A 22,153-nucleotide genomic window follows, 5' to 3' on the forward strand; every position below is an offset into this window, starting at 1 on the left:
TTCAGCGGGTTTTTTTATATATATTTAAATTGCCTATCTAAAAGATAAATGCCTTTTTACAAGGATTACCACTCAAACATATAGGCCATTTTACTGATGGTTCTTAATACAACACCATGGGTATTTCGTTTAGCATACAAATGTTGTAACGATTTATCTTTGATTTCACCTACTACTACTTCTTTGATTTGATAGCCAAGTGCATGGGCTGCTTGTGCATAAGCGACAAACTCCCATTTTTTAATATTTGTGTTATCAACAATCACAAGTGGGATGCCCTCAGCAAGCGCATTGATATAACGAGCAAGATTCAAATTATGAAATTCTGATAGCTTGAATTTATCGAAATGATACTCACCTTGTTCGTTATAAAAGTAGTCGTCTGTCGCACAGATCGTATATTGTGTCTCATCACCTGCGACGAGTTCATCGACTAAACTTTGTGCATAATGGCTTTTGCCTGAACCGGGGAGCCCTCTTAGAATAAAAACTTGCTTCATTGCCTCTCAACTAATTACTTATTTTTATCACTTAATATACGTCAATGATGCCATATTTATGCAAATTAGTCATGATACTTATATACAGAGTGTTATTTAGTGCAATTGACCTGAAAAGAGTTGTCATAAATGGTTTTTTTATTTGCTCATCACAGGTAAGATAATGCCCTCGTACCAAAGCGTACGACAGTTTAAATAATTATTAGAGTAACTAAATCATTGGAGTGAAGATGAGCCACATAGCGATAACGGAGCTACTTAAAGGCACCGTTGCGGTAGACAGCCAAGTAACAGTAAAAGGTTGGATCCGTACACGCCGCGATTCTAAAGCAGGTATTTCTTTCTTAGCCGTACACGACGGTTCTTGTTTTAACCCTATTCAAGCAGTTGTTCCGAATTCGCTCAATAATTATGATGAAGTTACCAATTTAACGGCTGGTTGTTCAGTTAGCGTAACCGGTAAGCTCGTTGAGTCTCAGGGTCAAGGTCAAGCATTCGAAATTCAAGCTGATACGGTTGAAGTGATTGGACAAGTAGAAAACCCTGACACTTACCCAATGGCTGCTAAGCGCCACAGTATCGAGTTTTTACGTGAACATGCACATTTACGCCCTCGTACTAACGTAATCGGTGCGGTTACACGTGTACGTAACTGCTTATCACAAGCTATCCATCGTTTTTTCCACGAAAATGGTTATATGTGGATCAGTACACCAATTATTACGGCAAGTGACTGTGAAGGTGCGGGTGAAATGTTCCGTGTATCTACATTAGATATGCAAAACTTACCTCGCACAGACAAAGGTGACATTGACTATTCAGAAGATTTCTTTGGCAAAGAAGCTTTCTTAACTGTATCAGGTCAGCTAAACGGTGAAACGTACGCAAGTGCAATGTCAAAGATCTACACATTTGGCCCAACTTTCCGTGCTGAGAACTCAAATACCTCTCGTCACCTTGCTGAGTTCTGGATGGTAGAGCCAGAAGTTGCATTTGCTGACTTAGAAGACATCGCAAGCCTTGCTGAAGATATGCTTAAGTATGTATTTAAAGCAGTACTTGATGAACGTCGTGACGATATGGAATTTTTCGCACAACGTATCGAGAAAACAGCGATCTCTCGTTTAGAAGAGTTTGTTGAAAAAGATTTCGCACAAGTTGATTATACTGATGCAATCACAATCCTTGAAAACTGTGGTAAGAAATTTGAGTTCCCAGTTGAATGGGGTGTAGATTTACAATCTGAACATGAACGTTATCTTGCAGAAGAACACTTTAAAGCACCAGTAGTTATTAAAAACTACCCTCGTGACATTAAAGCATTCTACATGCGCCAAAATGAAGATGGTAAAACAGTAGCAGCTATGGACGTAGTAGCACCAGGTATTGGTGAGATCATCGGTGGCTCTCAACGTGAAGAGCGTTTAGATGTACTAGATGCACGTTTAGAAGAGATGGGTCTACACAAAGAAGACTACAGCTGGTATCGCGATCTACGTAAATATGGCACAGTACCTCATTCAGGCTTTGGTCTAGGCTTTGAGCGTTTAGTAGCATATGTGACAGGTATGGGCAATGTACGTGATGTTATCGCCTTCCCTCGTACTAAAGGCAATGCAAACTATTAAGTTGCATTAGCTGATAAAAAAGCGCCAAATTGGCGCTTTTTTTGTGTTATGCCAATCCGCTTAACTAAGTGGTCTATTTTGAGGCAAGAAAACCTTGTTGGTAGCAAGGCAAATATTTCGTTATTTAGTTGTTCTAAATGAGAAATCTTTAACGCAGCTATCATCAGGTTTAATCCCTCAAAATGATTAAGTGTTATTGCGGATTGGTATTACGAATATATGGACCAAAAACTTATGCAAAAAAAAATCCCCGTACAAAACGAGGATTTTTATAGCTGATTCAATTCACTGAGTGAAATTGAAAAAGTGGTAAATTCTTAATTAAAGAACTTCTAATAGCTCAACATCGAATACTAGTGTTGAGAATGGTGCGATTGATGCACCAGCACCACGCTCACCATATGCTAGGTCATGCGGGATATATAGACGGAATTTAGCACCAGGCGCCATTAGTTGAAGTGCTTCAGTCCAACCTTTGATAACACCGTTTACTGGGAACTCAGCAGGTTGACCACGTTCAACAGAGCTGTCGAAAACTGTACCGTTGATTAATGTACCGTGGTAATGAACACGTACAGTTGAATCTGCAGCTGGCTTGTCACCTTCACCTGTTGCTAGAACTTCATATTGTAAGCCTGACTCAGTAACAGTTACTTCTGCACGCTTAGCGTTGTCTTCTAGGAAAGCCGTACCTTCAGCAGCTAAAACTTTAGCTTCTTCTTCGCGACGTTTTTGAATTTCTGCATTGATTGCTTCAAATGCAGCTTGAATCTCAGGGATTTCAACACGAAGTGCTTCACCAGCATACGCATCTTTCATACCTTCAAACACTGAGTGAAGGTTTAGTCCGTCGAAAGGGTTAGCTTTAAGCTGTTCGCCCATTTGTAGACCGATACCGTAGCTTGCTTTTTCTGCACCTGTATTAAATAAATCAGACATGTAAATTTTCGCTTTTTTAATTTAAAGAATGTTGCAGTGTAACACACTGCAGATTGAGATAAAGGTTACTCTGCTTGCTGCTTATCCATTAATTTCTTGAGCTCTATCACAACAAATGTTGCAAACGGTAAGCTTAATACCAAGGCAAGTTTTAACTCTTTGCTGTAGTCGATAAGTTGCTCTGTGAAAAAATATCCAAAGCCAATAATACCAAAAGCACCAACTATCATTGCGCAGAATATTGGCCATACTTTTTCGTACTTCACAATTAAGTGACCAACTAATAGATTAAACAGAAATGTGTAGAGAACGGTGTTAAGAAGGTTCGGGTCTTGTTGTGCATCGATTGATAATTGCAATGCCATTTCCAAGCCACTGACATAGAAAAAACTAAAAATGATCCAAAGAGAAAAACGCTTTACCAAATCAAGTTTCATACTTCCTCCAAACGAAAAAAACCGCCTAAAGGCGGTTTTGGGAATGAGGTGGCGGAGAGATAGGGATTTGAACCCTAGATACGCTATTAACGTATGCCGGTTTTCAAGACCGGTGCTTTCAACCACTCAGCCATCTCTCCGTTGTTGGCGCGAATAATAGAGAGTTTTATAAACCTTGTAAAGTACTATTTTAAAAAAAGAACCAATATTGAATTGTTTGATTACTAATAATACTGCTTTGGTCGTTTTGCTATAAATGCGCCCATTAAACTCACGCAGGTTAAGCTAATGAGTACAAATGCTGAATCAACAAATAATTTTGTAAGCTCGTCTAGAGTGTAATTTTGTGTATATAAAAGCGGTGCAAATGAAATGCTTCCGACAAAAAGCAACACTTTAAAAGCTCTAGAAAATTCATAGCGTTTACTATAGTTCATCCACCAAGTAAGCACTAAAAGTAAAAATGATGCGGGAAAAAAATGATATTGAACTTGTTCCGTGACAAAAGATGAATAGAAAGAAAGAGCAGCCCCTATTGCGGACCACAATAGCCAAACCCACCAATTCTCTTTTTCTTTTAAAAATAGATTGCCCATAAAGTGTCACATGATTTTATTATTATTAATATCTTTATAAGACTAACAAATATACTGGCTATAAAACAACCGTCTCGGGCAACAAAAAAGCGCTCAATTGAGCGCTTTCTTAATTATGGTTTTAAAGCTTGTCGTTGTGCTTCTTTTAGCTGCTGTTTTGCTTGCTTGCGCTGTAGTAAAGCTTCCTGAGCTTCATGGCCTATATGGCCTTCGCCGCGCTCTTGCGCCAATTTCATTTGCTTTTGGCGCTCAGCAAAACGTGTACGCTGTTCTTCAGTGACATTATCAATACAATGGTGACAAGAAACACCCTCTTCATATTCAGGCTTTTGCTTTTCTTCTTCGGTAATTGGCATACGACAAGCATGACACTGATCGTATTGACCTTTTTGTAAGTCATGATCAACTGCTACCCGGTTATCAAATACGAAGCACTCACCTTCCCATAATGATTCTTCTTTTGGCACATCTTCAAGATACTTAAGAATGCCGCCTTCTAAGTGGTAAACTTCGTCAAATCCCTGCTCTTTCATATAAGCTGTCGACTTTTCACAACGAATACCGCCTGTACAGAACATGGCAACTTTCTTATTTTTTGTAGGATCTAGATTTTTCTCTGCCCACTCAGGAAATTCACGGAAAGTCTTAGTGTTTGGATCAATAGCATGTTTAAACGTGCCGATTTCAATCTCGTAATCATTACGAGTATCAACAACCACAACATCTGGGTCCGAAATAAGCGCGTTCCAATCTTGTGGCTTAACGTAAGAGCCAACCACTTTTAACGGGTCAATACCTTCGACACCCATGGTCACGATTTCTTTTTTTAGTTTTACCTTTGTTCTATAGAACGGACACGTTTCGTCGTAAGACTCTTTAGAAACAATATTATCTAAACCTGGTTGCGCATCTAACCAAGCAAGTAATGTATCAATACCTTCGCGCTTTGCAGCAACAGTACCGTTAATACCTTCAGCAGCAAGTAGTAAAGTACCTCGTACTTCATTTGCTTCCATCACTTCTAAAAGAGGCTGACGAACTTCTTTGTAGTTTGGTAGTGAAACGAATTTATAAAGTGCACATACAACATATTGAGCAGACATAATATTCCTAATTAGCTTTGAATAAGGCTATTAGTTCTTAAGCACGACTAATAGCTAACTACCGGATCGTAAATCCGGCGCCGGAGGCGGTATTGTACGGATTTAGCAAAAAAATGCACTAATAAAGCTAAAATATCCCTGTGTTGCAGAACTCTGTTTGATATAATTGCTGCTTAAACTTTATTTGGAGTAGTAACTTTGCAATTTACCGAATTAGGTATTGATAGCCGCTTGGCTCAACAACTTTCGCACCAAGGGATAGTTTCACCTACTGAAATTCAGGCTCAGGCCGTTCCGACTGCAATCGCAGGTCACGATGTATTTGCACAATCTAAAACAGGCTCTGGTAAGACATTAGCTTTTTTACTGCCTGCAGTGCACAGAATAATGAAACAAAAAGCATTAAGTAAGCGAGATCCTAGAGCGCTTATCATTGCACCTACACGTGAACTCGCGACACAAGTTTTTAATCAATGCCGACTCTTAATTGCAAGCACCAATATTTCTTTAGTTAAAATTCTTGGTGGTGAGAACTTTAATGACCAAGTTAAAGCACTTCGTAAAAACCCACACATTGTTGTGGCGACCCCAGGCCGCTTAGCCGATCACCTTTCTCAAAACACAGTGCAATTAAACGGTTTAGAGCTGCTAATTTTCGATGAAGCTGATCGCATGTTAGATTTAGGTTTCGAAGAACAATTAAACTTAATCAACCAATCTGCTGATCATCGTCTAAGACAAACATTGCTATTTTCAGCGACTTTAGATCATGCACAAGTTGAAGTCACTTCTCGTCAGCTCTTAAAAGCACCAAAACGCATCATTTTGAGTGATGCCCAACAGAAACACGACGACATTGAGCAAACGCTATATTTTGCTGATCATCTTGATCACAAAGAAGCACTTCTCAAACATTTAGTGACTGATGAATCTGTTGGTCAATGCATCATTTTTACAGCCACAAGAAACGACACTCAGCGCATTAGTGAACTGCTTAAAGAAATGGATATCTCTGCAGTAGGTCTTGCGGGTGATTTAACGCAAGCCAAACGCTTAGACATCATGGACTCTTTTAGTCGCGGCTTATTTAAAGTATTAGTGACCACAGACGTTGCATCACGTGGTCTTGACTTATTAAGCGTTACACACGTTATTAACTTCGATCTCCCTAAACAAGCCGAAGAATATGTCCACCGGATCGGTCGTACCGGGCGTGCCGGCTTTAAAGGTGTTGCTGTATCATTTGTAGGTCCTAAAGATTGGAAGAGTTACCTAGCCATTAAGTCATATTTACACGAAATCCCTGATTTTAAAGTCATTGAAGGGTTAGAAGGTAAATTTAAAGGCCTTAGACCACCAAAACCAGCCAAAAAAATTAACCCTAAATCAAAAGATACGGTTAAAAAGGTTAAGAAAAAGCCATATAAAAAACCGATTAAGAAAAATAAAAAGCCTATCCCTGCGCCATTTGACGTAGATGGTACAGCACCATTAAGACGTAAGCCCAAGCCAACTGAGGAATAATTATGTTAGGCACAAAACAACATTTACAAATCACTGAGCTTTGCGCTGAAGGTGCTTATTTAGACGGCGGTCAACTAGGCGAAGTTTTTCTGAAAAAATCTGAAGTACCTGAGTATTTAGAAGAAGGTGATAGCGTTCAGGTGTTCATATACCAAGATAATTTAGGTCACCCTACTGCTACGACTAAAGATGTAATTGCTCAAGTAGGTGATTTCGCTTTATTACGAGTTAAAGAAATAAATAAGATTGGTGCTTTCTTAGATATTGGTATCGATAAAGATATTTTATCCCCTTACAATGAACAAAAGCCAAAAATGCGTGAAGGCTATAGTTATCTTGTTAAGTTATATTTAGATAATGCAAGTAAACGTATTTGTGCATCGAGTAACTTAAAGAAGTTTTTAGACAATGAAACACCGTCATATAAACCAAATGAAGAAGTCGATTTAATCGTCGCTTCTAAAACGGATATTGGCTTTAAAGTTATCATTAATGACAGCCATACAGGTGTGGTGTTTTTTAATACCGTTTTCAAAAGACTGTTTATCGGGCAAAAATTAAAAGGCTTTATCAAACAAGTTCGTGAAGATGGTAAAATTGATGTTGTACTTGAAAAGCAAGGCGTTCAAAAGTTTAAAGATTTAGGTGAGCAAATCTTGTCAGAATTAAAAAGCTCTGAGGGCTTTATTCCTCTTGGCGATAAATCTGATCCTGAAGAAATTAAGAAACGTTTTGGATCAAGTAAAGCAAACTTTAAAAAAGCCATCGGGGGCTTATTTAAACAAGGCTTAATTGATATCGAAGCCAAGTCTATTTCTTTGAAAGAACAGTAATACCAATCCGAAATAACACTTAATCATTTAGTTAAACGGATTGATATAAACAAAATTTTTTTAAGAAAAAGGCAGCTTGCGCTGCCTTTTATCGTTTCGTCAGTCAATTTAAGCGTTAATTTCCAAATTAATGGCTTCTAACGCTTTAACAGGATCTTCGGCTTTTGTAATTGGTCTACCAATTACTAAATAATCACTTCCTGCTTCGACCGCTTTCTTTGGTGTCATAATACGCTTTTGGTCGCCAACATCTGCGCCAACAGGACGAATGCCTGGTGTCACTAATTTGAAATCAGCACCTAATTCAGTTTTTAAACTTTCTGCTTCTTGAGCTGAACATACGACACCATCAAGACCAGCTTCTTTAGCAAGCTTGGCAAGGTATAAAACTTGCTCTTGTGGCGTTTTATCAACACCTAGACGTGATAGTTGTGCCTGATCCATGCTTGTTAGAACAGTTACCGCAATCAGTAATGGAGCATTTTCATATTTTGCTAAGGCTTCTTTTGCCTTTTGCATCATTTCTAGACCGCCACTAGCATGAACGTTAACCATCCACACACCTAGCTCAGCAGCTGCTGTTACAGCTTTAGCAACTGTGTTAGGAATATCATGAAATTTTAGGTCTAAAAATACATCAAAATCTAAGTCAACTAACTGTTTAACAAACTGAGGACCGAAATAGGTGAACATTTCTTTACCGACTTTAAGGCGACACGTTTGAGGAGAAAGTTGCTTAACAAAGTCTAATGCTGCTTGTTCATTGTCGTAATCAAGCGCAATTAATACTTTTTTAGAATCGTGTTGAGACATAATAATCCTAATCGAATAAAGTTAAGTAAGCCTTAAAAACCATCTACGCCTTTATTTGGACGTATGGTTTCCCAATGCTTACAAGAAGGGCAAAGCCAATATAATTTATGGCTTGTAAAACCACAGTGACGACACTGATACTCTGGTTTAGTATTAATATAGGATGTAACTAAATGATCTATTTCATTTAATACATCCTGTAGTTTGTGGTTTTTACTACTCAGCAGTTTTAATAAGTAACTAAAACCTCTAATTGATGGCTCACGTTTTAAACTATCAGTTAGAAATTCTATCGCTTCGTTGGCTTTGTTTAATTCTAATAAGGATTGGCAATGTTTTATTTTTATGAGCATGCCACCCTTAGGTAATAACTCACTGATCAATTCATAAAACTGAGACTGCAAGTTGAGTGCATTATAGCTATGCTCAAGTTGTTCCATATAAATTGGTGCTGTATCAGTAAAGCTACAAATTAGTTTTCGCCAATAATATATACTCTTTACATAATCTTTGTTTTTATAAGCATCGAAACCAAGTTCATACATAGGGCGAATTGTTTTATGGTTTAGTGCAAATGTCTTTTCCATTAATTTAGGGCTTTGACTAGATAATGCAGTTTCGCAATAGAAGTTGGCGATTGCGGCACAATGGCTTCTTTTACTAAATAAGTCACTATGAGCTTCAAACATATTCACGCCTTTTTGCCATTCACTCATTTGTGAATATAAATTAATAATAGGCTCTAGGGCTTGTGTGTTATTTGACTTAACCAAAATGATTAAGTGCTCTTCAGCACTGTCTAATAAGCCAGCCATAATGTAATCTTGTGCAAGTTCAAGTCTGCAATCAGACATGATGCGTTCATCTAGATTAGGTTGATTAAGAAGAAGTTCGTGAATTTTGATTGCTCTATCTATTTCGCCACGTTTGCGAAATAAACTGGCTAAAGTAAGGTAATGCTCTACAGAGTCAGCAGAGACTTCAAGAAGTTGAATGAGGTGTTCAAGGCCCTGATCTTCTTCACGGTCTAGTAAGAATTTTAGCCCTTTACTATATTCGGACGTTATTTTTCTGCTGTATTCATGAGCTTGATTCTTAGCACTATTCTTACCCATTACATAACCGTAAGCAGCAGCAACAGGAAGAAGTAAAAACAGCAGTTCTATCATTATTAAGTATTTATCTGATCAGCGTTTACTTTATCTTTTTTATTTAAACGGTAATTCTGCCATTTTAGTTTAGAAACCGAAGCAGTGCCGATTAAACAACCAATCAACAACCCAATAATAAATGTGATTGCGAGAATAGTGGCAAGAGGTAAAGTGCTACTCGCTAATATATAGTTTACTTGAACTTCTGAAGGGTTTTGTGAACCTATTACAAAAGCTAAAACTATTAGAACTAACAACAATCCTTTTTTGGCGATCTTTACCAACTGCTACCCTACCCTTAACCAGCAATACTTGCGTTTACTCTGTCTCTAAGCTCTTTACCAGGCTTAAAGTGTGGGACGTGTTTACCATCTAATTCGACTGTTTCACCAGTTTTTGGGTTACGACCTGTACGAGGGGCACGGTAATGTAGTGAAAAACTACCAAATCCACGAATTTCAATTCGTTCAGATTCTGCTAATGACCCTGCCATTTGTTCAAGAATCTCTTTAACGGCATTTTCAACGTCCTTAACTGGAATATGAATATGTTGTTCAGCTAACTGTTCTATCAATTCTGACTTTGTCATAATTTTTCCTCAAAATAAAAAGAAAGGGCAAAAGTGCCCTTTCTATCTGTACTCGAAATTAGTCTTTCTGAGCATTTTTGAAAGCTGCAGCCATTGCATTTTCGAATGCTGGCTCTTCTTTCTTAAGCTTCTCAAGAACTTCTTTCTCTTCAGCTTCGAACATAGCTTTAACTGAAAGGCTGATAGTACGGTTCTTACGATCAACACCTACAAATTTAGCTTCGATTTCGTCGCCTGCAGAAACAACAGTTGTTGCATCTTCAACACGCTCTTGAGCGATGTCAGCTACACGGATGTAACCTTCAACACCTTCGATAAGCTCAACAGTTGCACCTTTCGCGTCAACTTCAGTCACTTTACCTTTAACAATAGCACCTTTTTTGTTTGCGTCTAGGTAGTTATTGAAAGGATCAGCTTCAATTTGCTTAACGCCTAGTGAGATACGCTCACGCTCTGGGTCAACTTGAAGTACGATTGCAGTGATTTCGTCGCCTTTCTTGTACTCACGTACCGCTTCTTCACCTGGAGTGTTCCAAGAGATGTCAGATAGGTGTACAAGACCGTCGATACCACCTTCAAGACCGATGAAGATACCGAAGTCAGTGATTGATTTGATCTTACCTGTAACTTGGTCGCCTTTGTTTTGAAGACGAGCAAATTCTTGCCATGGGTTAGCAATGCACTGCTTAAGACCTAGAGAAATACGACGACGCTCTTCGTCGATTTCAAGAACCATAACTTCAACAGTGTCTCCTAGTGAAACAACTTTTGAAGGGTGGATGTTTTTGTTAGTCCAATCCATTTCTGAAACGTGAACTAGACCTTCAACACCTTCTTCGATTTCAACGAAACAACCGTAGTCAGTTAGGTTAGTTACACGACCTGAAAGCTTAGCACCTTCAGGGTAACGACCAGCGATAGCTGCCCATGGATCTTCGCCAAGCTGCTTAAGACCTAGAGAAACACGCGTCTTCTCTTTGTCGAACTTAAGTACTTTAACTGCGATTTCGTCACCAACGTTAACGATTTCACTTGGGTGCTTAACGCGCTTCCAAGCCATGTCAGTGATGTGTAGAAGACCATCAACACCACCTAGGTCTACGAATGCACCGTAGTCAGTAAGGTTCTTAACGATACCTTTAACTTCTTGACCTTCAACAAGGTTAGCAAGTAGTTCATCACGCTCTTGTGAGTTTTCAGACTCGATAACTGCACGACGAGAAACAACAACGTTGTTGCGCTTCTGGTCTAGCTTGATTACTTTGAACTCTAACTCTTTGCCTTCAAGGTGAGTTGTGTCACGTACTGGACGAACATCAACAAGTGAACCAGGTAGGAATGCACGGATTGAATCAACTTCAACAGTGAAACCGCCTTTAACTTTACCGTTGATGATACCAGTAACAGTCTCTTGCTCTTCACATGCTTTTTCAAGACGGATCCAAGCTTCGTGACGCTTAGCTTTCTCACGAGAAAGGATAGTTTCACCGAAACCATCTTCGATAGCATCTAGTGCTACGTCTACTTCATCACCAACAGCAACTTCTAGTTCACCAGCAGCATTTTTGAATTGCTCAGCAGGGATTGCACTTTCAGATTTAAGGCCAGCGTCAACAAGAACGATGTTGTTCTCGATTGAGATAACAATACCTTTAACGATTGAACCTTGTTCTGCTTCAAAACCCTTTAGGCTTTCTTCAAATAACTGCGCAAAATTTTCTGACATTATACGTCTCTAAATATTTAATAATCCAATTGGCAACCATGCCGCATGGGGTAGTTTAACAAGCACCGACTTCCTGTCAGTACATTAAAAATCTATGCTATAAGAGATTGTTTTAACTTACCATTAATGACGGCTTGTTCAAGGATGTTTTGAACTTCACTAAACACTTGTTCAGCGTTTAGTGTTGTCGTATCAATTACAATGGCATCTTCCGCAGGCACTAGTGGCGCTACTTTACGATTCATATCTCTGTCATCTCTTGCCTGAATATCAGCAAGAAGACCACTTAGTGTAACATTTAACCCACGACCATTCAACTCGTCGAAACGACGTTGAGCACGCTCTTCTGCGCTCGCTGTAAGGTAAATCTTAACTTCTGCATTTGGGAAAACAACGGTTCCCATGTCTCGACCATCTGCAATCAAACCTGCTTCGGTTCTAAATGCACGCTGGCGACGCAGTAAAGCTTCACGAACTCTAGGTAACGCAGCAACCTTTGATGCCGCAGCACCCACTTCTTCATTACGTATTGTTAAGCTAACGTCTTCGCCTTCTAAAATCACTTTACATGATTTAGTTTCACGGTCGATTGGAAATTGCACATCAAGATTAGCAGCAAGAGGCACTAATGCTTCTTCATTTTCTAATTCTATGTGGTGATGAATTGCTGCGAGTGCTAAAACGCGATAAATCGCACCACTATCTAGTACTTCCCAATTCAATTTTTCAGCTAATAAACGACAAACAGTTCCTTTACCTGAACCACTTGGACCGTCAACGGTGATAACTGGCATTGCAGCCTGCATTTAAACCTCCTGAAATGCTCACCAAAAAATTCCGCTGCATTATACATCATGTTTTATGAATAGATCCTGTTTTAGCTGTAACTTTTTGTTAAATAATATAATTGAGGTACAGGGTTATAAAGTTATAACCCTGCTTTTTCAAGATCTTGGGAGACTAATGAGTGCTCAAAGATGCAAGTACATCGAAGTACGTTGGGAAGGTTTTAGCCGTACATTTTGGGTCATTAATGATCACTTCTTGGCCGCCTACTGCGACCATTGAAAAACACATGGCGATTCTGTGATCATCATAAGTATCAATATCAACTAAATTCAATGTTTCTGGTGGTGTAACTTCTATAAAGTCATTACCTTCAACAACTTCAGCACCTAATTTTTTTAATTCAGTTGCCATCGCATGTAGTCGATCTGTTTCTTTTACACGCCAGTTGTATATATCTCTAATAGCCGTTTTGCCTTTGGCAAACAGTGCCACTGTCGCTAATGTCATAGCAGCATCAGGAATTGCATTGGCATTGATATCGACGCCATTTAACTCGCCTTTACGTACAACAAGCTTTTCATCATACCAATCGATCTTCGCGCCAACTTGCTCCATGACTTTTGCAAAAACAATATCGCCTTGCACACTTGCATTGCCGACGCCATTGATTTCTATTTCACCACCATTGATGGCTGCAGCTGCAATAAAATAAGATGCAGATGATGCATCCCCTTCTACCATTATGCTTTTCGGTGACTGATAGCCTTGACCTGCTTTAACAACAAAATGCTGGTAATTGTCATTTTCGACATGCACACCAAATTTTGCCATTACACCTATTGTAATATCGATATAAGGTTTTGAAACTAAATCACCTAATATCGTGATATTTAAATCACCATCAAATAAAGGGGCTGCCATTAAAATCGCTGTCAAAAATTGACTTGAAATACTGCCGTCAATTTCAACGTGTCCGCCTGCTAGCTTTTTACCCAAGATTTTTAATGGTGGATAATCTTTATTTTTAAGATAAGTAATATTTGCATCAATAGAATCTAGTGCATCAACTAAATGACCTATCGGACGCTCTTCCATTCTAGGTTCACCAATAAGCTCATAATTGCCTTCAATAGCCGCTAAAACAGCTGTTAAAGGACGATAAGCAGTACCAGCATTACCTAAAAATAGCGGTTCATCTGGTGTTTTAAATTTGCCTGAAACACCATGAACTGTTGCAATGGTCTTGTCTTCGTTAAGATCCACCCTAACACCTAACTGCCCAAGTGCTTTGAGCATGTGCCTGATGTCGTCGCTATCAAGCAAGTTAGTGACTTGCGTCACACCATCTGCAAGTGCTGCAAGCAGCAAAATTCTGTTTGATAGGCTTTTAGAGCCAGGTAAGGTTACTGAACCACTAACCTTTTTAATTGGCTTTAAGGTAAGTTGTTCCATTAACTATTTTCCTGTGCAAACTTATCCATAAACGTAACTAGCGCTTCAATACCTTCTAATGGCATTGCGTTATAAATACTTGCACGCATACCGCCAACAAATCTATGTCCTTCAAGCGCTAGCAATCCTGCGTTTTCAGCTTCAGCTAAGAACTTATTGTTTAAAGCATCTTCTTTTAACCAGAATGGGACATTCATCAGTGAGCGACAGTGTGTAGCTACTTTATTAGAATAGAAGTCTGAGCTATCAATATAGTCATATAGGATCGCTGCTTTTTTCTTGTTATGCGCTTCCATTGCCTTAACACCACCGATTGACTCTAGGTATTGAAATACTTCATTTGCTAAATACCATGCAAAAGTTGGCGGCGTGTTATACATACTGCCCTGCTTTGCTTCAATCGCATAGTCAAGGATAGCTGGACGGGGTAAACCTTCTCGCTCTAACAAGGTTTTACGCACGATAACAATACATAAGCCTGAAGGGCCGATATTTTTCTGAGCACCAGCATAAATTAGATCAAAATCATCTACATTGATTTCACGTGACAAGATCATTGAAGACATATCTGCCACAATAGGTGCATTGTGCTTTGGTACATCGTATATCTCAATACCATCTATTGTTTCGTTAGGACAATAATGAATAAACGACGCTTTTTCAGGTAACTTCCACTGTGCAACTGGCTGAATATCGAATTGCCCATCTACATCAGTGCGAATGTTAATACCTTCTACTTCGGTAAATTTAGCACCTTCTTTAGTTGCACCGCTTGACCAAATCCCATTCTCAACATAAACACCTGGTGCATCATCTAGGTGAAGATTTAAAGGCACAGCAGCGAATTGGCCTCGACCACCGCCATGCATAAATAAAACTTCAAATTCATCTGAAATATTCATTAAACGACGAAGGCTTGCTTCGCACTCTTTCACCATTTCTAGATAAGGCTGAGCTCTGTGGCTCACTTCCATGACAGATACACCTAGGTTCTGCCAATTTAAAAATTCTTGTTGTGCTTTTTTCATTACTTCTGGTGGCAACATTGCCGGACCAGCACAAAAGTTATATACCGTCATTTCCTCATTCCTAAACTGTATATTTGTGAACGCATTGAGTTATCGTTATAAATAACTTCCCGCTTTTTAGAGTTAAAAAAAGCGGCCGAAGCCGCTTTTTAAGATTTATTCACTTGGAGTATCTTCGCTACTCTCTTGTGTACCTTCGGGGTTATCTTGCACTACTGCTTCAGAACCGTCTTCAGGTAATTCATCAACTTCGATTTCCTCGATACGTTGTAAACCAACTACTTGTTCTTCGTCAATAGTTCTTATCAAAATAACACCTTGTGTATTACGACCGACAGTAGAAACTTCGTTAACACGAGTACGTACAAGCGTGCCGCGGTTTGATATAATCATGATTTCATGGTTATCTTCAACTTGCACCGCACCGACTACGTTACCATTACGCTCAGATACCTTAATTGATACAACACCTTGTGTTGCACGGCTCTTCGCTGGGTAATCTTCTAGTGGTGTACGTTTACCATAGCCATTCTCAGTAACGGTCAAGATTGCACCGTCATTCTTAGGCACGATCAGTGATACAACTTTAACACCCTCAGGCATCTTAATACCGCGGACACCAGTAGCAGTACGGCCCATAGGACGTAAAGCAAGCATTTCTTCACCCGTCTCAGGATCTATCTTAACTTCACCTGTTTCTGAATCACGAAGCTTTTCGTTGAATCGCACTACCTTACCGTGATCTGTGAATAGCATAATGTCGTTACTGCCATCTGTGATGTCTGCACCGATCAGGCTATCACCTTCATTAAGGTTAATTGCAATAATACCGCTTGCACGTTGACGACTATAAGCTGTTAAAGGTGTCTTCTTAACAGTACCGTTAGCAGTTGCCATTAATACATACTTGTCATCTTCATAGTCACGAACCGGTAAAATAGTTGTGATACGTTCATCCGCTTCTAGCGGTAACAAGTTAACGATTGGCTTACCGCGTGCCTGACGTGATGCCAGTGGTAATTGGTACACTTTCAACCAGTACATTCTACCGGCTGTTGAGAAACACAAAATGGTGTCATGTGTATTTGCAACTAAAAGACGTTCTATAAAGTCTTCATCTTTCATCTTAGTTGCAGCTTTACCTTTACCACCACGACGCTGCGCTTCGTAATCAGATAATGGCTGATACTTTACGTAGCCTTCGTGAGAAAGTGTTACAACAACATCTTCTTCGTTGATCAGATCTTCAAGGCTAATATCGTGTGCAGCAGCACTGATCTCAGTACGACGCTCATCACCATATTGCTCTTTTATTTCAACTAATTCATCACGGATAACTTCCATTAATCTTTCTGGAGAAGAAAGAATGTAAAGAAGTTCAGCAATTAGGTCTAATAGCTCTTGGTATTCGCCAAGGATCTTCTCGTGTTCAAGACCCGTAAGCTTGTGTAGGCGTAAATCAAGAATAGCTTGTGCTTGTTGCTCAGATAAGTAGTACTGACCATCACGGATACCTAGTTCGGCAGCTAGCCAATCAGGGCGTGCAACATTGTCTTCACCTGCTTTTTCAAGCATAGCTTTTACTGTGCCTAATTCCCAAGGACGAGCTACAAGCGCTTGTTTCGCTTCAGAAGGCGTAGGAGACTTACGAATTAACTCAATAATTGGGTCGATATTCGCAAGTGCAATTGCGAGACCTTCAAGTGTATGCGCTCTATCACGCGCTTTACGTAAATCAAATACCGTACGACGAGTAACGACTTCACGGCGGTGGATAATAAACGCATCTAGCATTTCTTTTAAGTTGAAACACTTAGGTTGGTTATTATCTAGCGCAACCATATTCATACCGAATACAGTTTGCATTTGTGTTTGTGCGTAAAGGTTATTTAATAGAACTTCACCCACTTCACCACGCTTAACCTCAATAACGATACGCATACCGTCTTTATCAGACTCGTCACGAAGCGCACTAATGCCTTCGATTTTCTTATCTTTTACAAGCTCAGCGATTTTTTCGATTAAACGCGCTTTGTTAACTTGGTAAGGGATTTCATGAACGATGATCGTTTCTCGACCAGTTTTTTCATCCACTTCAATTTCAGCACGCGCACGAATGTAAATCTTACCGCGACCCGTTTTGTATGCTTGTTCGATGCCTTTCTTACCGTTAATAATCGCGGCAGTTGGGAAATCTGGACCTGGGATATATTCGATTAACTCTTCAATCGTTAGATCAGGGTTTTGAATAAGCGCTAAACAACCATTGATCACCTCTGTTAAGTTATGAGGTGGGATGTTTGTCGCCATACCTACAGCAATACCCGATGAGCCATTTACTAATAAATTAGGTACCTTAGTTGGTAAAACATCAGGGATTTGCTCTGTACCGTCGTAGTTTGGTACATAATCAACGGTTTCTTTTTCAAGATCAGCTAATAGTTCATGCGACATTTTCGCCATACGAACTTCGGTATAACGCATCGCAGCAGCTGAGTCACCGTCAACAGAACCGAAGTTACCTTGACCGTCAACCAGCATATAACGTAGAGAGAAAGGCTGAGCCATACGAACAATCGTGTCGTATACAGCACTGTCACCATGCGGGTGGTATTTACCGATAACATCACCGACAACACGAGCCGACTTCTTATAAGGCTTATTCCAGTCGTTACGAAGCTCATTCATAGCAAATAATACACGACGGTGAACAGGCTTTAGACCATCACGTACGTCTGGTAATGCACGACCTACGATTACACTCATCGCGTAATCTAGGTATGAATTTTTTAACTCGTCTTCGATATTGACTGGGAGGATTTCATTGGCGAGATCAGTCATTGATTGCACTTTCCTTCAGAGTCTATCTCCATTAGCACTATCAAGTGCCCTAGAGATTAAGTTATTATTAATATCAATGCCCATGCTAACACAGATTTATTATTATTACAGGCGCAAAATCCGTGTGATTTTGAAATAATCCAATTTAAATGCGCTCAGATTCACGAGGAAGTTTTTTATGACCGAGCATCAAAATGTAGATCCACAAGAAATTGCGAAATTTGAGAGCATCGCAGAAAGATGGTGGGATACTGAAGGAGAATTTAAACCCCTTCATGATATTAATCCGTTACGTCTCGACTTTATTAATGACAAATCTAATGGTTTATTTGATAAACAAGTTGTAGATATCGGCTGTGGTGGCGGTATTTTAACTGAAAGCATGGCGAAACTTGGGGCCAAAGCGACCGGTATAGACTTAGGCCAAGAGCCTCTCAATGTTGCCAAACTGCATGCTTTAGAAGTGGGTGTAACAGTTGACTATATAAAAGTACCTGCTGAGGAATTTGCAGCAAACAATACTGAGCAATTTGATGTAGTAACGTGTATGGAAATGCTTGAGCACGTCCCAGATCCAGAATCTATTATCCAAGCTGCTGCACAAATGGCAAAGCCTGGCGCAAGTGTGTTCTTTTCTACGCTAAACAAAACGATTAAAGCGTATTTACTTGCAATCGTCGGTGCAGAAAAAATTCTAAAAATGGTACCTGATGGTACACATGAGCACGATAAGTTTATTCGCCCTTCTGTTTTAATCGGCTGGGCTGAAAAGGCTGGACTTAAAGTTCGCGCAAGTGCGGGGATAAATTACAACCCAATCAATAAAACATTTACCCTAACTGATGATGTCAGTGTGAATTACTTACTACATTTCGAGAAACTTGGTTAATGAAGGCTGTCATATTTGATTTAGACGGCACCCTACTCGACACCACTGACGACTTAGGGGCAGCTTTAAACCACGTTCTTGAAATAAATGGCCTTGCTGCCGTTTCGCGAGAAATATATAGCCCTGCTATTTCTGATGGCGTAAAAGCGCTATTAGAAGTTGGTTTTGGTAGTCGGCTCGCTGAATTTAATTTAGCTCGATTAAGACAAGATGTCCTTGACTACTATGAAGCCAATATTGCAGTGCATACGGATTGCTTTGATGGTGTACCAGAGTTAATTCAGTCTTTGCATAATGATGATATAAAAGTCGCTATCATGACAAATAAGCCAACATTCCTGACTTTACCCCTTGTTAGGCAAATTTCAGCACTCAAAGAAATTGAAGTTATTGTTTGTGGGGACACATTGGATGAAGCTAAACCTTCACCTAAGCCATTATTATATGCAGCGAAACAATTAGGTATTAGTTCATCCGAATGCCTTTATGTCGGTGATGCAGAACGTGATATTCAAGCAGCAAAAGCGGCAGGTATGTCTTCTGCTTGTGCTTTATGGGGATACATTCCAAGTCTTGAAGACGCGTATAGTTGGCAAGCAGATCTAAATTTAACTAACCCACTGTTAGTGCTAAACCATATCTAGTGCTCACATTTAAGCCAAAACACTACATCTAGTGTTTTGGCTCTTTCATCACCACAAGTTGCTCATTAAGAAAACACTATAAATATTTTTTTATTTTCTTTAAAAATCGCATCATTTTTATTGATTTCCTGCTGAGGTTACTTGCGTCAAACCTCAAAAGGTTAATAGTTACTAACACTTTTTATTTATCCCAAACTTATCCACATTTGTGCATTTACCTTGCTATTGCAAATTAAATTGAACCCCACTATCTTGTGATCCCAATCAGAAGAACCACCATATATAGTGGTCAAAACCTGAGCTTTTTTTCGCCAATTATTTTTTAAATATTCAATCCGAAGGATTACAGGCACAGCTATGAACCAACAGTTATCTGTCAGTAAAAGAAACGGCCGCAAAGAGCCGCTCGATCTCGATAAAATTCACCGCGTCATTACTTGGGCTGCAGAAGGCTTAGATAATGTTTCAGTTTCTCAGGTTGAATTAAAGTCACACATTCAATTTTATGATGGGATCCGTACTGAAGATATTCATGAAACTATCATTAAAGCTGCTGCTGATTTAATCGATAAAGACTCTCCAGATTACCAGTACCTTGCTGCGCGTTTAGCAATTTTTCACTTACGCAAAAAAGCATATGGCCAGTTTGAGCCGCCACGTTTATACGACCACATTACAAAGCTGGTTGAACAAAAGCGTTATGATCAACACCTCCTTATCGATTATACCGAGCAAGAAATTGACGAGCTTGAAAACTACTTAGATCATAGCCGCGACTTAAACTTTAGCTATGCAGCGGTAAAACAGTTAGAAGGTAAGTACCTTGTACAAAACCGTGTAACTGGCGAAATCTATGAGAGTGCTCAGTTTTTATACATTCTTGTTGCTGCAAGTTTATTCTCTGATTACCCGAAAGAAACTCGTCTTGATTACATCAAACGCTTCTATGATGCCGTTTCTTTATTCAAAATTTCATTACCGACACCTATCATGGCAGGTGTTCGTACACCAACACGTCAATTCAGCTCTTGTGTATTAATTGAAACGGGTGATAGCTTAGACTCAATCAATGCGACTTCATCAGCAATCGTTAAATACGTTAGCCAACGTGCTGGTATCGGTATAAATGCTGGTCGTATTCGTGCTCTAGGCAGCCCAATTCGTAACGGTGAAGCTTACCACACAGGGTGTATTCCGTTTTACAAGCACTTCCAGACAGCTGTTAAAAGTTGTTCTCAAGGTGGTGTGCGCGGTGGTGCAGCTACCTTATTCTACCCGCTTTGGCATTTAGAAGTCGAAAACCTACTGGTACTTAAAAACAACCGTGGTGTTGAAGAAAACCGTGTTCGTCACCTAGATTACGGTGTACAGTTCAACAAAACAATGTACGCTCGCCTTATCAAAGACGACTACATCACACTATTCAGCCCGTCTGATGTGCCAGGCCTTTACGATGCATTCTTTGAAGATCAAGAAGAGTTCGAGCGATTATACACACAGTACGAGCAAGATGAGTCTATTCGTAAAAAGCGCATTAAAGCGATTGAGCTATTCTCTATGTTTGCGCAAGAACGTGCGAGTACAGGCCGCGTTTACTTACAAAACGTTGACCACTGTAATACGCATAGCCCATTTGATTCAAAGGTTGCACCTATCCGTCAGTCTAACTTATGTCTTGAAATTGCGCTGCCGACAAAGCCGCTTTCACACATTAATGACCCAGAAGGTGAAATCGCGCTTTGTACGCTATCAGCATTTAACCTTGGTGCAATCGACTCTCTAGATGAACTTGAACAATTAGCTGAGCTTGCTGTTCGTGCACTTGATAATCTATTAGATTTCCAAGACTACCCGGTTCCTGCTGCACACACAGCAACGATGGGTCGTCGTACGCTAGGTATTGGTGTAATTAACTATGCTTATTATCTTGCTAAAAATGGCGTTAAATACTCTGATGGCAGTGCGAATAACCTAACACACCGCACATTCGAAGCGATTCAATACTATCTAATGAAAGCTTCAAATGAACTTGCTAAAGAGCGTGGTGCATGTCCTAAGTTCAATGAGACAACGTATTCAAAAGGTATTATGCCGATTGATACTTACAAGCGTGACTTAGATAACATTTGTAGCGAAGCGCTTCGCCTTGATTGGGATGCGCTACGCGCAAGCATTCAAGAGCATGGTATGCGTAACTCGACAGTATCTGCACTGATGCCATCAGAAACTTCATCACAGATCTCAAATGCGACAAATGGTATTGAGCCACCTCGCGGCCATATCAGTGTAAAAGCAAGTAAAGATGGTATCTTGAAGCAGGTAGTGCCTGAGTATGAAAAGTTAAAAGATCAATATGAGTTACTTTGGGACATCCCTTCGAATGATGGTTATCTTGCTCTTGTAGGTATCATGCAGAAGTTTATTGACCAAACTATCTCGGCTAACACGAATTATGATCCAACTCGCTTTGAAGGTGGTAAAGTACCAATGAAGTTGCTTCTTAAAGACCTGCTTACTGCTTATAAGTTGGGTGTTAAGACACTTTATTATCACAATACACGTGATGGTGCGTCAGACACTCAAGACGAATTAAAACCAGAAATTGAAGATGATGGCTGCGAAGGCGGCGCGTGTAAAATATGACCACTGTGTTTTATAAAAAGTATCATTT

The 22,153-nt window shown here is 39.7% G+C and carries 20 protein-coding genes and 1 tRNA gene; 6 read left to right on the forward strand and 15 right to left on the reverse strand.

Annotated features, from left to right (window positions below; all coding sequences use genetic code 11):
- Positions 1 to 65: 65 nt before the first annotated feature.
- Entirely contained in the window at positions 66 to 500 is a 435-nt protein-coding gene (locus C1E24_RS13485) for an ATP-binding protein (protein WP_138482264.1), read from the reverse strand.
- A gap of 230 nt (positions 501 to 730) precedes the next feature.
- On the opposite strand from C1E24_RS13485, the gene asnS reads away from it, so the two are divergent.
- Positions 731 to 2,128: an asparagine--tRNA ligase gene (gene asnS, locus C1E24_RS13490; RefSeq protein WP_138482266.1), complete on the forward strand. Its 1,398-nt coding sequence runs from the start codon at positions 731 to 733 to the stop codon at positions 2,126 to 2,128.
- A gap of 321 nt (positions 2,129 to 2,449) precedes the next feature.
- Here asnS and C1E24_RS13495 read toward each other — a convergent pair whose 3' ends face one another.
- The 5 genes from C1E24_RS13495 to C1E24_RS13515 all read right to left on the reverse strand — a co-directional run bounded on the left by C1E24_RS13495 (position 2,450) and on the right by C1E24_RS13515 (position 5,203).
- On the reverse strand, positions 2,450 to 3,067 hold the full coding sequence (locus C1E24_RS13495; RefSeq protein WP_138482268.1) for an FKBP-type peptidyl-prolyl cis-trans isomerase: 618 nt from the start codon (positions 3,065 to 3,067) through the stop codon (positions 2,450 to 2,452).
- A gap of 65 nt (positions 3,068 to 3,132) precedes the next feature.
- Positions 3,133 to 3,504: a hypothetical protein gene (locus C1E24_RS13500; protein WP_138482270.1), complete on the reverse strand. Its 372-nt coding sequence runs from the start codon at positions 3,502 to 3,504 to the stop codon at positions 3,133 to 3,135.
- A 49-nt stretch (positions 3,505 to 3,553) separates the two neighbouring features.
- Positions 3,554 to 3,644, reverse strand: a tRNA-Ser gene (locus C1E24_RS13505).
- Between the two features lie 84 nt (positions 3,645 to 3,728).
- On the reverse strand, positions 3,729 to 4,100 hold the full coding sequence (locus C1E24_RS13510; protein WP_138482272.1) for a hypothetical protein: 372 nt from the start codon (positions 4,098 to 4,100) through the stop codon (positions 3,729 to 3,731).
- Positions 4,101 to 4,213: 113 nt separating this feature from the next.
- Positions 4,214 to 5,203, reverse strand: a complete 990-nt coding sequence (locus C1E24_RS13515) for a rhodanese-related sulfurtransferase (protein ID WP_138482274.1) — start codon at positions 5,201 to 5,203, stop codon at positions 4,214 to 4,216.
- Between the two features lie 198 nt (positions 5,204 to 5,401).
- Here C1E24_RS13515 and C1E24_RS13520 point away from each other — a divergent pair, with 198 nt between their 5' ends.
- Positions 5,402 to 6,727, forward strand: a complete 1,326-nt coding sequence (locus tag C1E24_RS13520) for a DEAD/DEAH box helicase (RefSeq protein ID WP_138482276.1) — start codon at positions 5,402 to 5,404, stop codon at positions 6,725 to 6,727.
- Entirely contained in the window at positions 6,724 to 7,560 is an 837-nt protein-coding gene (locus C1E24_RS13525; RefSeq protein ID WP_171040900.1) for a CvfB family protein, read from the forward strand. Before C1E24_RS13520 ends, C1E24_RS13525 begins: the two co-directional genes overlap by 4 nt.
- A gap of 108 nt (positions 7,561 to 7,668) precedes the next feature.
- Here C1E24_RS13525 and pyrF read toward each other — a convergent pair whose 3' ends face one another.
- The 9 genes from pyrF to gyrA all read right to left on the reverse strand — a co-directional run bounded on the left by pyrF (position 7,669) and on the right by gyrA (position 17,949).
- Positions 7,669 to 8,373, reverse strand: a complete 705-nt coding sequence (gene pyrF / locus C1E24_RS13530; protein WP_138482280.1) for an orotidine-5'-phosphate decarboxylase — start codon at positions 8,371 to 8,373, stop codon at positions 7,669 to 7,671.
- Positions 8,374 to 8,405: 32 nt separating this feature from the next.
- A complete protein-coding gene (locus C1E24_RS13535) occupies positions 8,406 to 9,542 on the reverse strand; it encodes a lipopolysaccharide assembly protein LapB (protein WP_138482282.1) in 1,137 nt (378 codons plus the stop codon).
- Positions 9,543 to 9,544: 2 nt separating this feature from the next.
- Positions 9,545 to 9,808, reverse strand: coding sequence for a lipopolysaccharide assembly protein LapA domain-containing protein (locus C1E24_RS13540; RefSeq protein ID WP_138482283.1), 264 nt, complete (start codon positions 9,806 to 9,808; stop codon positions 9,545 to 9,547).
- A 14-nt stretch (positions 9,809 to 9,822) separates the two neighbouring features.
- The gene (gene ihfB, locus C1E24_RS13545) at positions 9,823 to 10,113 is read right to left on the reverse strand and encodes an integration host factor subunit beta (protein ID WP_138482285.1); all 291 of its coding nucleotides are present in this window, start codon (positions 10,111 to 10,113) and stop codon (positions 9,823 to 9,825) included.
- Positions 10,114 to 10,171: 58 nt separating this feature from the next.
- The gene (gene rpsA, locus C1E24_RS13550) at positions 10,172 to 11,839 is read right to left on the reverse strand and encodes a 30S ribosomal protein S1 (protein WP_138482287.1); all 1,668 of its coding nucleotides are present in this window, start codon (positions 11,837 to 11,839) and stop codon (positions 10,172 to 10,174) included.
- 92 nt (positions 11,840 to 11,931) lie between these two features.
- Complete coding sequence (gene cmk / locus C1E24_RS13555; RefSeq protein WP_138482289.1) at positions 11,932 to 12,645, reverse strand: (d)CMP kinase; 714 nt, start codon at positions 12,643 to 12,645, stop codon at positions 11,932 to 11,934.
- A 154-nt stretch (positions 12,646 to 12,799) separates the two neighbouring features.
- Positions 12,800 to 14,080 carry a 3-phosphoshikimate 1-carboxyvinyltransferase gene (gene aroA / locus C1E24_RS13560; protein ID WP_138482291.1) on the reverse strand — a complete coding sequence of 427 codons (1,281 nt, stop codon included), beginning with the start codon at positions 14,078 to 14,080 and terminating at the stop codon, positions 12,800 to 12,802.
- Positions 14,080 to 15,159, reverse strand: a complete 1,080-nt coding sequence (gene serC, locus C1E24_RS13565) for a 3-phosphoserine/phosphohydroxythreonine transaminase (protein ID WP_138482293.1) — start codon at positions 15,157 to 15,159, stop codon at positions 14,080 to 14,082. The genes aroA and serC overlap by 1 nt, the downstream gene beginning before the upstream one ends.
- Before the next feature lie 105 nt (positions 15,160 to 15,264).
- Positions 15,265 to 17,949, reverse strand: a complete 2,685-nt coding sequence (gene gyrA / locus C1E24_RS13570) for a DNA gyrase subunit A (protein WP_138482295.1) — start codon at positions 17,947 to 17,949, stop codon at positions 15,265 to 15,267.
- Between the two features lie 178 nt (positions 17,950 to 18,127).
- Here gyrA and ubiG point away from each other — a divergent pair, with 178 nt between their 5' ends.
- The 3 genes from ubiG to nrdA all read left to right on the forward strand — a co-directional run bounded on the left by ubiG (position 18,128) and on the right by nrdA (position 22,125).
- Positions 18,128 to 18,838 (forward strand): bifunctional 2-polyprenyl-6-hydroxyphenol methylase/3-demethylubiquinol 3-O-methyltransferase UbiG, encoded by a 711-nt coding sequence (ubiG, locus tag C1E24_RS13575; RefSeq protein ID WP_138482297.1) that lies wholly within the window; start codon positions 18,128 to 18,130, stop codon positions 18,836 to 18,838.
- Positions 18,838 to 19,482, forward strand: coding sequence for an HAD family hydrolase (locus C1E24_RS13580; protein WP_138482299.1), 645 nt, complete (start codon positions 18,838 to 18,840; stop codon positions 19,480 to 19,482). The genes ubiG and C1E24_RS13580 overlap by 1 nt, the downstream gene beginning before the upstream one ends.
- 357 nt (positions 19,483 to 19,839) lie before the next feature.
- Positions 19,840 to 22,125 (forward strand): class 1a ribonucleoside-diphosphate reductase subunit alpha, encoded by a 2,286-nt coding sequence (gene nrdA / locus C1E24_RS13585; RefSeq protein WP_138482301.1) that lies wholly within the window; start codon positions 19,840 to 19,842, stop codon positions 22,123 to 22,125.
- Positions 22,126 to 22,153: the final 28 nt, after the last annotated feature.

The organism is Pseudoalteromonas phenolica, from assembly GCF_005876835.1.
GTDB classification, from domain to species: Bacteria; Pseudomonadota; Gammaproteobacteria; order Enterobacterales; family Alteromonadaceae; genus Pseudoalteromonas; species Pseudoalteromonas phenolica_B.

Bases quoted from the DNA above. Each gene is read 5' to 3' on its own strand.
- C1E24_RS13485 (WP_138482264.1), bottom strand. From the start codon at position 500: ATGAAGCAAGTTTTTATTCTAAGAGGGCTCCCCGGTTCAGGCAAAAGC.
- asnS (WP_138482266.1), top strand. From the start codon at position 731: ATGAGCCACATAGCGATAACGGAGCTACTTAAAGGCACCGTTGCGGTA.
- C1E24_RS13495 (WP_138482268.1), bottom strand. From the start codon at position 3,067: ATGTCTGATTTATTTAATACAGGTGCAGAAAAAGCAAGCTACGGTATC.
- C1E24_RS13500 (WP_138482270.1), bottom strand. From the start codon at position 3,504: ATGAAACTTGATTTGGTAAAGCGTTTTTCTCTTTGGATCATTTTTAGT.
- C1E24_RS13510 (WP_138482272.1), bottom strand. From the start codon at position 4,100: ATGGGCAATCTATTTTTAAAAGAAAAAGAGAATTGGTGGGTTTGGCTA.
- C1E24_RS13515 (WP_138482274.1), bottom strand. From the start codon at position 5,203: ATGTCTGCTCAATATGTTGTATGTGCACTTTATAAATTCGTTTCACTA.
- pyrF (WP_138482280.1), bottom strand. From the start codon at position 8,373: ATGTCTCAACACGATTCTAAAAAAGTATTAATTGCGCTTGATTACGAC.
- C1E24_RS13535 (WP_138482282.1), bottom strand. From the start codon at position 9,542: ATGATAGAACTGCTGTTTTTACTTCTTCCTGTTGCTGCTGCTTACGGT.
- ihfB (WP_138482285.1), bottom strand. From the start codon at position 10,113: ATGACAAAGTCAGAATTGATAGAACAGTTAGCTGAACAACATATTCAT.
- rpsA (WP_138482287.1), bottom strand. From the start codon at position 11,839: ATGTCAGAAAATTTTGCGCAGTTATTTGAAGAAAGCCTAAAGGGTTTT.
- cmk (WP_138482289.1), bottom strand. From the start codon at position 12,645: ATGCAGGCTGCAATGCCAGTTATCACCGTTGACGGTCCAAGTGGTTCA.
- aroA (WP_138482291.1), bottom strand. From the start codon at position 14,080: ATGGAACAACTTACCTTAAAGCCAATTAAAAAGGTTAGTGGTTCAGTA.
- serC (WP_138482293.1), bottom strand. From the start codon at position 15,159: ATGACGGTATATAACTTTTGTGCTGGTCCGGCAATGTTGCCACCAGAA.
- gyrA (WP_138482295.1), bottom strand. From the start codon at position 17,949: ATGACTGATCTCGCCAATGAAATCCTCCCAGTCAATATCGAAGACGAG.
- ubiG (WP_138482297.1), top strand. From the start codon at position 18,128: ATGACCGAGCATCAAAATGTAGATCCACAAGAAATTGCGAAATTTGAG.
- C1E24_RS13580 (WP_138482299.1), top strand. From the start codon at position 18,838: ATGAAGGCTGTCATATTTGATTTAGACGGCACCCTACTCGACACCACT.
- nrdA (WP_138482301.1), top strand. From the start codon at position 19,840: ATGAACCAACAGTTATCTGTCAGTAAAAGAAACGGCCGCAAAGAGCCG.